The sequence below is a fragment of the Bacillus thuringiensis genome (genome assembly GCF_001595725.1).
Taxonomy (GTDB): domain Bacteria; phylum Bacillota; class Bacilli; order Bacillales; family Bacillaceae_G; genus Bacillus_A; species Bacillus_A thuringiensis_K.
Genome location: NZ_CP014282.1, coordinates 4,952,968 through 4,965,356 on the forward strand (window position 1 = coordinate 4,952,968; position 12,389 = coordinate 4,965,356).

A 12,389-nucleotide genomic window follows, 5' to 3' on the forward strand; every position below is an offset into this window, starting at 1 on the left:
CATATAAAAAAGAAAGCGAGAGACACCTATGATTAATCAAGTTGGACAAATTATGCTATATGTAAATAACCAAGACGAAACAGTACAATTTTGGATAGAAAAAGTAGGATTCCAAATCATTGCGGATGAAAATAACGGAAACGGATTCCGCTGGATTGAAATTGCGCCGGCGAAAGAAGCAGGAACAAGCATCGTCCTTCACGATAAAGCGTTAATTGCGAAGATGCAACCTGAATTAAACTTAGGTACTCCTTCACTTATGTTCTTCTCTAATAACTTAGATCAACTGTATAAAGATCTTTCTGAGAAAAATGTCACAGTTGGACAGATTGTAGATTTACCTACTGGCAGAGCATTTAACTTTGCTGATAATGAAAATAATTACTTTGCAGTAATGGAACGTAAATAAAAAAGAAGCTATCCGAAAAAATCGGATAGCTTCTTTCATTTTAAGAAACTTGTTCTGCATTCGTTTCTCTATGCTGTATATGACTCGTGACCCAAGCAATGCCACCGGCAACAACGAGATAACATAACAATATTAAAATTTGCATTTGTAATTGTGACCAATCTCCTAAAGAGATAACATCTTGTAATCCTCTAAGAGAATGGGACATTGGGAGAAACTGTCCAATTTTGCTAAGAACAGCTATGTTTAATTCTCCTGGGAAAGTACCTCCGCTCGTCGCTAATTGCAGGACAAGAAGCGTTACCGCTAAGAACTTTCCAACAAGACCAAATACTGTGACTAACATAAGAATAAATGTCATGAACGTAAAGGAAATCACAATACTTGATAAAACAAAAAGTGGCACACTTGCGACTTCTAATTTCATAACACCTAGCACAACTACATCTACGAGTAGCGCTTGAATAAGTCCAATTAAATATACCAATCCTAGTTTATTAATAAAATGTACGGTTCCACTTACCTTCATATTTTGTCTGCGGCCAAGCGGTAAAATATTCGATGCCATAATTCCGCCAACATAAAATGCAAGTGATAAGAAATATGGTGCAATGCCTGAACCGTAGTTAGGAACGTCAGAAACTGTTGACTTCACTAACTGAACTGGCTCTGAGAACATCGTATTGCGTGCATCATCATTACGAACATCCGCTATCTTCTCTGCGCCCTCTCCTAATTTCGTAGAAAGTTCTTTCGCACCATCGTCAAGTTTAACAAGTCCGTTCGTTAACTGATTAGCACCATGATTCAGCTCTGTTCCGCCACTCGCAAGTTGATTGACACCTTCTTGTAATGATGTAAATCCATTTCCCCACTTCGTAAATCCATCAGCCAAATTCGATGCACCATCTGCTATCTTTTTCGTTCCAGCAGTAGCTTCATTTAACTTAACTCCGAATGTATTCATACCTTCTTCAATCTTATGTTGACCGTCAGTAAGCTTCTTCGCACCTTGTGTCAATTGTTGTTGGCTATTATTTAAAGTACTTGTTGCTTTAGCTAGTCCATTAGACGTAGCAACAATTTTTTGAAAAGCGGGATCTTGCTGCACTTCTGGATGATTTTTCACGTACTCTTCTAATTGTTGTTTTATACTATTAGCCGCACCATCCGCTTTTACTTGGCCTTCAGCAAGCTTCTCACTTCCGCTCACCCATTCATTTGTACCAGCACTTAATTCACTAACTCCTGATTGTAACGTTTTTTCACCTTGTGCTAATAACTCCATACCACTATGAAGTGATGTCGCTCCTTGACTCAGCTCATTTGCTCCCCCCGTTAAGGCAGATTGACTGGATGCAAGTTTTTCACTTCCTTCTTTCAATTTCGATGTCCCACTACTTAAACGATCAATACCATCCGCAAGCTGATTCGCTCCATTTTTTGCATCGGTCGTTCCTTCATGTAACTTCTCAGCACCATTACTTGCATCACTCAATCCTTGTGCCAAATCTTGAAACTTTGAAAAGACGCCTTCTGTATAAGATTTCGTAATACTGTTTGAGATTTTTGTTTTCATATTTTCAACAGCTGTCGTTCCAATTTGAGCCGCTACAAAGTTTTTCCCTGGATTTACTTTGTACTGCAACGTTGCCGGCTCTGGTTTCTCATCCATAAGTGTACTTACCTTTTTAGAGAAATCTTCCGGAATCGTAACAACCATATAATATTTATCTTCTTTTAACCCTTCATCAGCATTTTTTCCTGATACGAAATGAAAAGCCAATTCCTTATTCTCTTTTAAATTTTTAACAAAATCGTCTCCTGCATGAATTGTTTTTTCATCCATCACAGCACCCTTATCTAAATTCACAACCGCAACAGGTAATTTATCTAATTTTCCATACGGATCCCAATATCCAGCCAAGAAGAATCCTGAATAAATTAACGGAACGATTAATAAAAAAATTAAAGCGATACGTCCATGTTTATGGTGCCACATCGCTTTCCAATCTTTAAATATAAGTTGAATTCCTTTCATGAAACATACTCCTTCTCCTAATTTCACACCATTACAATGGTTTAACAGATTTACTATACACGTCACTTTCCATACTGTATAATACATCTTTAATTATCAATTCATTCCTTTTGGTCTATAGAAAGGAGATTCGAAATGGAACTGCTCCAGTTAAAATACTTTCAGACAGTTGCACGACTAGAACATATGACAAAGGCAGCTGAAGAATTGCATATCGCGCAACCTTCACTCAGCAAAACAATCGCTAGACTCGAAAAGGATTTAGGCGTCCCTTTATTTGATCGCCAAGGCCGACAGATTACTTTAAATTCTTTCGGAAAAGTATTTTTAAAACGGGTAGAACGTATTTTTCATGAATTAAGTGAAGGGGAACGAGAAATTAAAGATTTAGCCGAATTACAACAAAGCTCTATTACACTGGCCGTTTCTATTCCGAGAATATTACCAGAACTACTTGGCTCTTTTTTACTAGAACATCCTAACGTTCGATTCCAACAATTTCTTGCATCCACTCCTTCTATGAAACGACAACTAGATAATATAGAAATTGACTTTTGTATCTCCTCTGTACCAATTGAAGGTGAGGAGATTGTTTGGGAACCACTTATTACAGAAGAAATTTTCTTAGTCGTCCCTTCAGACCATCGTTTATCAGGTCGAGAAAATATCCACCTGCATGAAGTAAAAGACGAACCATTTATTAGTATGAACACTGGCTATGGATTTCGGCACTTAACGGATGCATTTTGTAAAGAAGCTGGTTTCACTCCGCATATTGCTTTTGAAGTAGATGAACCGACCGTGATTAGCGACCTCATTAAGCAAGGTCTCGGCATCGCTTTTGTTCCAAGTTTAACTTTATTAAAAAACTCTGCTTTAGCATCAAGCAAATTGCGTATTATTGAACCCACTTGTCAGCGAACTATCGGTTTAAGTTGGTCGAAAAAACGCTACTTATCAAAAACAGCTCAGCAATTTCGTGAATTCGTGATTGATTACTTCTCCAACATTAGGACGTAAGATTATATCAACAAATAAAAGTTGCCACCCTCATATGGTGGCAACTTTTATTGTTCACTCTTTTTTAATTCCATTTCAGCTAAAAGTGGTAGTACATTATCAAAAATATGCGTATTATTATTTTCACCTGTTACATATCCACCGTAATATCTACTAAATACGTTATCATTTCGGAATGTGGCCATATGATCATACAATTCTTTCGCAAACTTTGTATCACCTGTTTGTAGTACGTACAAAATCGTTAGTCCGTATGCGGCTGGCGATTCATAATTCACAGTTTGTTTTCCCGTTTCTAAATTGTAACGACCGTATAGCTTTCCATCCTCCTGGAATTTCTTCTTTATAAATTCTAAATAAGCAGCTGATGAAAGACCACCTAAACTTCGATGATATGCAACGTACGATTGGTCAATAAGATTCACTTCTTTATCGTACGTAAATGTACCATCTTCTTTATACTCTTTTGGGAATGCCCAGCCATGCCTTGGATAATCCGCTAAAAACTGAACGACTTCCTGATATTGCTGAGCAGAAACTTTGCCGTACTTCTTCATATAGGAGAATGCACGCGGATTTATGTATGATGTTGTTACAAAATTATTTTGTTTCCCTGCATCTGCATCATAATAATCAACATAATAATTATTTTTTTTATTATAACGAAGTACAGCATCACTTAATTGATCGGCAACGTTTTTATAACGCTCTTCCTTATACATTTCATAAGCACGATATAATTGTTCTATAATACGAAGATCATCTATAAGTGCATTTGTAGCTGACTGCCTCTCTCCCTTTTCAGAGAGTTTCCATAAAACGATATGATTCTTATATACGAAATTATCTTGAATAACCTTTACTTGCTCATCAAATAACGCCTGATCATCTTTATCAAGTGTATATTGTAACCATAATCCCGCCGATTCTGATAAAGCTTCACGTCCCTTAGCTTCACCCGTACCTGCCTTAGTATCTACTAAACGATACGTGGCAAGCGTTCCATTGTCATTCACCATATGTCTTAAAATAAAATTTTCTGTACGGTTTCCTTGTAAAGCTGACCAAAATACAATTCCACCTAAAGCGATTAAGAAGATAACCCCAATCCCTATATATAAACGTTTCCGCAATCTTTTCACCTCCCTAGTAAGGCTAACCTTAATTTTATCAGAACATACATAAATTTAAAAAAGACAATCTATTAGATTGTCTCCCGCATTTCTACCCCTCGCAAACCCCTTTAGAAGGTTTATATAGCGATTGTACAAGTCGATCATATTCACGACGTGTAATCTCTTTATTATATAACTTCAATAATAAATCTCTATGCTCTTTTGAAAATGCCATCTTTTTAATGACTTCAGGATACATAAAACACCCTCTCCATTTCACATAAACTTCTTTTCCGAAAAACAGAACTTATGTTCGCATAAAAGATTATAAAAGATTCCTGCGCAAAAAACAAACAAAATATAAGCAACTACTTATTTCTTTCTATTCAAAATATTACAACATTATATTATCATATTCACTTTTTAAATACATATATATTTTTGGTAGTTTTTTTGAATAAATCTTCCAATTCAATCAGAAAATAATGGCAAAAAAGAAGAGGAGTTTACATATGGATACGGTAACATTAGCAAGAGCATTTTTTGGTTCTTCATTAGCATTCCACATTATCTTTGCAACACTTGGCGTTGGACTTTCATTGATGATTTTTATAAGCGAAATACTCTATCACTGGAAGAAAGACTCCGACTATGCCATTATGGCGAAAAGATGGACAAAGGCGTTTGCTATTCTTCTCGGTGTAGCAATTCCAACTGGAACAATTGTCGGTGTGCAAATCTCACTTCTTTGGCCTGGTTTTGCCAAAATTGTTGGACAAGTTATTTCTGTTCCCTTCCAAATTGAGATTTTCGCCTTCTTTTTGGAGGCTTTATTCATGTCGATTTACGTATATGCAGCCGATAAACTTCCTCCATTTATGAGATTAATCTCGCTATTTTTCGTCATGCTTGGTGCCACGGCATCCGCCGTTCTTATTACATCAGCAAATACATGGATGAATACACCAGCAGGTTTTTCAATGAATCCAGACGGATCTGTTTTTAACGTTGATCCGTGGAAAGCTTTCTTTAATCCGAGTTTTGGCACAAGTGCATTCCATGTCGTTATTACGGCTTATGCAACTGGTGCGGCTGTCATTGCTTCTATCGCTGGATTTAAATTATTGAAGAAAAATTTAAGTACACGTGAAATTGCTTATCATAAAAAAGGGCTACTATTAGGGCTTGTCGTTACATTTATTACAGGCGCTACGATGTGGCTTTCAGGACATGAATCAGCGATTGCCTTACATAAACACTCACCTGAAAAACTTGCATCTGCTGAAGCTTTATTTGAAACGACATCACACGCACCGTTATCCATTGGCGGAGTTGTGGATCCTAATACACTTGAACTAAACTATGCACTTGAAATTCCAAACATGCTTAGCTTATTAGTGGGACTAGACCCTAGCACTGTCGTAAAAGGTCTAAACGAATTTCCACAAGAAACATGGCCACCATTTTATACACATACTCTTTTCAACTTAATGGTCGGCACTGCTGCGTTTACCTTTGCTGTTGCAGCAATTGCGCTCTTATATTGGTACTTCGTTTACCGAAAAAAAGGAACAGAACTACCGAAGTGGCTACTTTGGGGGACTGCCGCATGCGGACCAATTATGATGCTCGGTATTGAATTCGGATGGATTTTCAGTTGTAGCGGTCGTCAGCCATGGACAATTTATGGTATGCAACGTACAGTCGATGCATCTACACGCGCTGATTTCGTCGGTCCTTTATTTGTTTTGTTCATCATTTTATATATTGGACTCGCTATTTTAACAGTCATTGTTCTACGGACATTCTTTAGAAGACATCCATTAAAGAATGATTTACAACACCAAGGAGGCGATTCTCGTGCATGAGGAAAGTATTGCAATCATCATCTTATGGGCCCTTATTTTCGTATACAGTATATTAGGGTCTATCGATTTTGGAGCTGGTTTTTGGGGCATGGTATATGCAAAACATCCAACGCTCGCTGCCAAACTTGCGAATCGGTACTTATCACCAACTTGGGAAGTAACAAATACGTTTCTCGTTTTCGTCGTTGTCGCATTTCTCGGCTTCTTTCCGAAAGCGGCCTTTACTCTTGCGACAGTAATGTTCGTACCAGTTATGTTAATTTTAGTGCTCATTGCAGTACGTAGTACATTTATGGTATTTGCTTACTCCTTGCCAAAATATCAATACCTTCTTCGGGTTATTTCAGGTATTACCGGTCTATTAATTCCAGCACTATTAATTACCGTTTTACCCGTTACAGAGGGAGCCTATATTACAATGTCTGAAGGAAAAGAAGTACTCCTATATGGAAAACTTCTTTCTAGCCCGGTTATCTACTGTTATATGCTCTTCGGACTAACGTCTGAACTATTTCTCTCCTCTCTCTTTCTTGCTGATTTTTCGAGAGAACAAAGTTCAGAAGATACGTATAGAATTTATAGAAGAAATGCCATCATCCTTGGTCCTGCAACGCTCGTCACGGCAATTATTGCCCTCGTTGTAATGGATCCAGAAACACATTGGCTTATGCAAGGATTAATAAAGCAATTCCCGTGGTTTACAGTTTCTATTGTTTTATTCGTTATCGGATACTCGTCCCTTTGGTGGACAAACAAAAAGTACAATACACTAGGATACCCTCGCATTGCCGTTTTAGCTGTCGTCGCTCAATATGCATTTGCAAGCTATGCTTACGGGGTCGCGCATTTACCGTATATTATTTATCCTGACGTAACTGTATTTACAAGCTTTACAACGAAAGAAACGTTCTATGCACTGCTCATTCTATACGCAATTGGAATCGCAATTTTACTACCTGGATTTATTTTCTTCTGGAATTTATTCTTAAAAGATCGTACTTTTTTGAAGGAAAAATAATATAACCTTGGAGTCTGTTCCAAAAGGCATTTTGGGATAGACTCCTTTTGTCATGTTTTGTCGTTAAATCGATATATTTTAATAACTGCTAATATATTTTGAGTTGCGCCGATATATTTCAATAATCGCTGATATATTTTAAGTTGCGCCAATACATCTCCATAATCGCCCATATAAATCTCATTTACTACCTTACTGCCCAATCAATTTATAGACTTCTATCACAATAGTTATTTCACTACTAATGACACTTGTCCTTTAGCTTGAAAAACACATATTCGCTTCATCTCGTTATACGTCTAGTTCTTCTTATTTTTTGCTGAATATACTACCAATATAAACTTGAGACAAGCTACATCTGTTTAAGGGAAAATAGAAAGGTAGGCAAAATATGAGCATTGAAATATGGATTACTATTATTGTATTTTTCTTAACAATGATTGTTATCTTTTGGCGGCCTCGAGGTTTAAATGAGGCGTGGCCAGCGGCAATCGGTGCTGGCATTATCCTAATTACTGGACTTGTGTCAAAACCAGACGTCATAGATATTGTTAGTAAAATAGGAGGAGCCTCCATAACAATATTAGCGACCATAGTTATGGCAGTTATATTAGAAAGCTTCGGCTTCTTCCATTGGTCCGCAGCGAAACTGGCAAATCTAGCGAAAGGTTCTGGCCGCCGTCTATACTGGTATATTCAATTATTATGTTTTCTTATGACTCTTTTATTTAATAACGACGGCAGTATTTTAATTACAACTCCCATTTTAATTCTCCTTCTAAAAAACCTTCAATTAAAACCACACCAACAAATTCCTTATTTATTAAGTGGCGCTTTAATCGCTACTGCGTCTAGTGCACCAATTGGTGTAAGTAATATCGTAAACTTAATTGCATTAAATATCGTTAATATGACTCTTTATATGCATACCGCTATGATGTTTGTACCTGCAACACTAGGCTTATTATTTATGTCATGGCTCATGTATACAGTTTTGAAGAAAAAACTTCCGAAAAAATTACCTGTTTCTTCATATGATATTGAAGAAATTTTCTTCACGAAAAACTTCCATCCACTAAAAGGAAATAATTCTGTTGATACGAAACAAAAACGGACAAGATTCATGTTAAAAGTATTAGGCTTCGTCTTCCTTATGCGTTGCCTTCTATTCGTTGCATCCTTCTTATCCATCCCAATTGAAATCGTTGCGGTACTTGGTTCACTCGTTCTTCTCATTTGGAGATGGTACTACTTACGAACAAATCCTGTCGACATTCTGAAAAAAACACCGTGGCACATTTTAATTTTCGCCTTCTCTATGTACGTCATTATTTACGGACTCCACAACGCAGGATTAACAGCTGCACTTGTACAATGGCTCGAGCCAGTTGTGAATCAGCATCTACTTTATGCTAGCTTTGCGATGGGCGGACTTGTATCCATCCTCTCTAACGTCTTCAATAACCATCCTGCCCTTATGATTGGTACAATCACATTAACAGAAATGGGATTAGATCCAGTCACATTAAAAACAATCTATCTTGCAAACATCATTGGTAGTGACATCGGTTCACTATTACTACCAATTGGTACACTAGCTTCACTCATTTGGATGTATATTCTGAAACAAAACAAAATTAAAGTAAAATGGAAAGACTATTTAAGTGTATCCCTTATCGTTATCCCGCTCACAACAGTCGTCACACTATTCCTCTTATTCTACTGGGTACATCTCTTCTTTGCCCTCTAAACAACAGAAGCCCCATTTTGCTACCGTCTTAGCAAATGGGGCTTCTTCTATAATAAAGTTAGGTACTACAGTGTGATCAATCAAGTAAAGAGGTGTAACGTGTTATTGATATAAATGACTACCAGCTTCTTTAAATTCTTCTGCTTTCTCTTTCATTCCTTTTTCAATTGCTTCTGTCGTTTCTAAATCATTTTCTTTTGCATATTCACGAATATCATGTGAAATTCTCATACTACAAAACTTCGGTCCACACATTGAACAGAAGTGAGCTGTCTTTGCCCCTTCTGCAGGCAACGTTTCATCGTGATATTCCATCGCACGTTCAGGATCTAAAGATAAATTAAATTGATCGCGCCAACGGAATTCGAAGCGTGCTTTTGAAAGTGCATCATCACGCTGATGAGCCGTTTTATGTCCTTTCGCAAGATCAGCCGCATGCGCTGCAATTTTGTACGTAATAACACCCGTGCGTACATCATCTTTGTTTGGCAAACCTAAATGTTCTTTCGGCGTTACATAACAAAGCATCGCCGTTCCAAACCAGCCAATCATCGCAGCTCCAATCGCTGATGTAATATGGTCATAACCTGGTGCAATATCTGTCGTTAACGGCCCAAGTGTGTAAAACGGCGCGCCCTGACAAATATCAAGCTCTTTCTCCATATTCTCTTTAATTAAGTGCATCGGTACATGTCCAGGTCCTTCGATCATAACTTGCACATCATGTTTCCAAGCAATTTTGGTTAATTCACCAAGTGTTTCAAGCTCAGAAAACTGTGCTTCGTCATTTGCATCTGCAATAGACCCTGGACGTAATCCATCTCCAAGAGAGAACGAAACATCGTACTGCTTCATAATTTCACAAATCTCTTCAAAGTGAGTATATAGGAAGTTTTCTTTATGATGGAATAAACACCACTGTGCCATAATCGAACCACCACGTGAAACGATACCTGTCGTACGCTTTGCCGTGATTGGAATGTAACGAAGCAATACACCAGCGTGAATCGTAAAGTAATCAACGCCTTGCTCCGCCTGCTCAATTAACGTATCACGATATACTTCCCACGTTAAATCTTCTGCAATTCCGTTTACTTTTTCCAGCGCTTGATAGATTGGTACAGTTCCAACTGGTACAGGTGCGTTACGAATAATCCACTCACGCGTCGTATGAATATTTTTACCTGTAGATAAATCCATAATCGTATCTGCACCCCAGCGCGTTGCCCACGTCATTTTCTCTACTTCTTCTGCAATCGAAGAAGATACAGCTGAGTTTCCGATATTCGCGTTTACCTTCACATGGAAGTTACGCCCGATGATCATCGGTTCAGCTTCTGGATGATTAATATTCGCCGGTAAAATAGCGCGGCCTTCTGCGATTTCCTTACGAACAAACTCCGGCTCTACCCCTTCACGAATCGCAACGTATTCCATCTCAGACGTAATAATGCCATTACGTGCATAGTGCATTTGCGTAACATTTGCACCTTCCTTTGCTCTAAGCGGCTTACGATCCATTTGCGGGAAAACAGGTGTATGTTTCGAAGCCACTTTCACACCGTCATCCTCTGGTTTCACTTCACGCCCTTCGTATGCTTCTACATCACCACGCCCCATAATCCAAGAGTGGCGCGGCGTTGGAATGCCTTTTTCCAACTCGACCTTATACGCAGGATCTGTATAAGGACCGCTCGTATCATACACACGAATTGGCGGATTTGGAACGCCATTCGTTTCGCTTTGTTCAATCTCACGCATCGGGACTTTCATACCTTCTCGTGGTCCATCCACATATACTTTCTTACTCCCTGGTAAACTCGATTTCAATTCAATTTGCTCAGCTGAAACAGATTGTTTCATAAATTTTATTGCCCCCCTGTTCGTGACAAGGACGAGATATGGCCAGCGCATGCCAAAATAAAAAGAGCCAGGTCCATAGAAAAATAAGGACCTGGCTCATAAAGACATCATTATGTAAAGCCGTTAACTTCCCTACGCTGGTACGAGCCAGATCAGGTCCAAAGGGTTAAGAAGTTCACGCGCTTCTCTCTCAGCCTACGCATACGTTAGGCACCCCTAGTTTATCACTGATTTAATTTTCAATACTTTCCCATCATACACCATAATCTGAAAAATTCAAAGTTTATTTCTTTCGCTCTTTACGGAATCATCCACGTTATACGATGCTTTTAAACAGTTTTAACAGGAGACAACATCTTTACCCCTTATTGCTACAGGAGTCTTGGCGTTCAATACCCTTTCTAAACTGTTCCATTTAGTTACTTTATTCCATGAGAATTTACCAACTAAGGGATTAGCAACTACCACAATAAATTCAATCCATACAAGAGTTAAAATGCTATTCAAAAAGGCTTGTGAATGGGATGGGGATTTATCAAGAAGAACCCTATGGATGGCTCAAAATTAAAAGGAAAGAAACAAGAGATACAGCCTTACGATCAAAAGGAAATCATTAAGATTTTGGCTTTAACGGAGCAAAAAAAGAAATGAATAAGATGCTATTCCAATTAGCTATCGTTACTGGCATGCGTAGGGACGAGCTATTAGGCTTAGAATGGGGACATCTTAATTTTGATAATGATATGATTCATATCCAACAAACAGTTGGCAGAGCAGGCAAAGAGATACTATTAAAAGAGCCTAAAACGAGCAAATCAAAAAGAACTATTTCTATCCTTCCCGCTTTTACAGTCAAATTAAAACAATATAAAAAGTACTTGGCTGAAAAACGTATTGCCTGTGGTGATTTATAGGAAGGTGAAGAACATTTCTTCTTATTCTCAACATGGAATGGTAAACCACTTACTCCTGAAAAAGCTAGCAGTAGGTGGCATTATTTTCCCCAAAAACATGGATTACGCCATATTAAATTACACGGGCTACGTTTCACTCATGCTACCTATTTATTAACGCAAGACGAAAATTTAAAAGTCATATCAGAACGTTTAGGACATAGCGATATACAGACAATCATGAATATATATGCTCATGTATTAGAAGAAGCAAGTAAAAAAACAAGCAGCCATTTTGAAACGCTACTTGCTCAAAGGATATCTTGATTATCCGTAACTGTAGGTATTGTAGGTAAGAAAACAGTAATAAGAATACATTTTATTAGATAAGAAAGAGCATCACAGCCTAAAA

At 37.9% G+C, this 12,389-nt stretch carries 10 protein-coding genes, 1 pseudogene and 1 riboswitch; of the genes and pseudogenes, 7 read left to right on the top strand and 4 right to left on the bottom strand.

All coding sequences use genetic code 11. The features are described from left to right. The first annotated feature begins 28 nt into the window (after window positions 1-28). Window positions 29-409 (top strand): VOC family protein, encoded by a 381-nt coding sequence (locus AXW78_RS25010; RefSeq protein ID WP_061884761.1) that lies wholly within the window; start codon window positions 29-31, stop codon window positions 407-409. A gap of 40 nt (window positions 410-449) precedes the next feature. Here the strand turns inward: AXW78_RS25010 and AXW78_RS25015 are convergent, their stop codons facing one another. After that, entirely contained in the window at window positions 450-2,450 is a 2,001-nt protein-coding gene (locus tag AXW78_RS25015) for a YhgE/Pip domain-containing protein (protein ID WP_061884762.1), read from the bottom strand. Between the two features lie 135 nt (window positions 2,451-2,585). On the opposite strand from AXW78_RS25015, the gene AXW78_RS25020 reads away from it, so the two are divergent. Continuing rightward, window positions 2,586-3,470 (top strand): LysR family transcriptional regulator, encoded by an 885-nt coding sequence (locus tag AXW78_RS25020; protein WP_061884763.1) that lies wholly within the window; start codon window positions 2,586-2,588, stop codon window positions 3,468-3,470. Between the two features lie 47 nt (window positions 3,471-3,517). On the opposite strand, the gene AXW78_RS25025 is transcribed toward AXW78_RS25020, so the two are convergent. Further along, on the bottom strand, window positions 3,518-4,603 hold the full coding sequence (locus AXW78_RS25025; protein ID WP_001231670.1) for a hypothetical protein: 1,086 nt from the start codon (window positions 4,601-4,603) through the stop codon (window positions 3,518-3,520). Window positions 4,604-4,694: 91 nt separating this feature from the next. Further along, a complete protein-coding gene (locus AXW78_RS34530) occupies window positions 4,695-4,844 on the bottom strand; it encodes a hypothetical protein (RefSeq protein WP_000283182.1) in 150 nt (49 codons plus the stop codon). 253 nt (window positions 4,845-5,097) lie between these two features. Here AXW78_RS34530 and cydA point away from each other — a divergent pair, with 253 nt between their 5' ends. The 3 genes from cydA to AXW78_RS25045 all read left to right on the top strand — a co-directional run bounded on the left by cydA (window position 5,098) and on the right by AXW78_RS25045 (window position 9,221). Continuing rightward, window positions 5,098-6,453, top strand: a complete 1,356-nt coding sequence (gene cydA / locus AXW78_RS25035; RefSeq protein ID WP_046946617.1) for a cytochrome ubiquinol oxidase subunit I — start codon at window positions 5,098-5,100, stop codon at window positions 6,451-6,453. Then, window positions 6,446-7,471: a cytochrome d ubiquinol oxidase subunit II gene (locus tag AXW78_RS25040; protein ID WP_000544169.1), complete on the top strand. Its 1,026-nt coding sequence runs from the start codon at window positions 6,446-6,448 to the stop codon at window positions 7,469-7,471. The genes cydA and AXW78_RS25040 overlap by 8 nt, the downstream gene beginning before the upstream one ends. Window positions 7,472-7,862: 391 nt before the next feature. Beyond that, entirely contained in the window at window positions 7,863-9,221 is a 1,359-nt protein-coding gene (locus tag AXW78_RS25045; RefSeq protein ID WP_046946616.1) for an arsenic transporter, read from the top strand. A 102-nt stretch (window positions 9,222-9,323) separates the two neighbouring features. Here AXW78_RS25045 and thiC read toward each other — a convergent pair whose 3' ends face one another. Beyond that, the gene (gene thiC / locus AXW78_RS25050; RefSeq protein WP_061884764.1) at window positions 9,324-11,084 is read right to left on the bottom strand and encodes a phosphomethylpyrimidine synthase ThiC; all 1,761 of its coding nucleotides are present in this window, start codon (window positions 11,082-11,084) and stop codon (window positions 9,324-9,326) included. A gap of 112 nt (window positions 11,085-11,196) precedes the next feature. Continuing rightward, a riboswitch (TPP riboswitch) is annotated at window positions 11,197-11,312 on the bottom strand. A gap of 291 nt (window positions 11,313-11,603) precedes the next feature. On the opposite strand from thiC, the gene AXW78_RS35305 reads away from it, so the two are divergent. Next, complete coding sequence (locus AXW78_RS35305; RefSeq protein ID WP_255831465.1) at window positions 11,604-11,735, top strand: hypothetical protein; 132 nt, start codon at window positions 11,604-11,606, stop codon at window positions 11,733-11,735. 35 nt (window positions 11,736-11,770) lie between these two features. Next, window positions 11,771-12,304: pseudogene (locus tag AXW78_RS25055) on the top strand (site-specific integrase). Window positions 12,305-12,389: the final 85 nt, after the last annotated feature.

Excerpts from the sequence above, each read along its gene's own strand:
- AXW78_RS34530 (WP_000283182.1), bottom strand. The coding sequence starts at position 4,844 with ATGTATCCTGAAGTCATTAAAAAGATGGCATTTTCAAAAGAGCATAGA.
- thiC (WP_061884764.1), bottom strand. The coding sequence starts at position 11,084 with ATGAAACAATCTGTTTCAGCTGAGCAAATTGAATTGAAATCGAGTTTA.
- AXW78_RS25045 (WP_046946616.1), top strand. The coding sequence starts at position 7,863 with ATGAGCATTGAAATATGGATTACTATTATTGTATTTTTCTTAACAATG.
- AXW78_RS25015 (WP_061884762.1), bottom strand. The coding sequence starts at position 2,450 with ATGAAAGGAATTCAACTTATATTTAAAGATTGGAAAGCGATGTGGCAC.
- AXW78_RS35305 (WP_255831465.1), top strand. The coding sequence starts at position 11,604 with ATGGGATGGGGATTTATCAAGAAGAACCCTATGGATGGCTCAAAATTA.
- AXW78_RS25010 (WP_061884761.1), top strand. The coding sequence starts at position 29 with ATGATTAATCAAGTTGGACAAATTATGCTATATGTAAATAACCAAGAC.
- AXW78_RS25020 (WP_061884763.1), top strand. The coding sequence starts at position 2,586 with ATGGAACTGCTCCAGTTAAAATACTTTCAGACAGTTGCACGACTAGAA.
- cydA (WP_046946617.1), top strand. The coding sequence starts at position 5,098 with ATGGATACGGTAACATTAGCAAGAGCATTTTTTGGTTCTTCATTAGCA.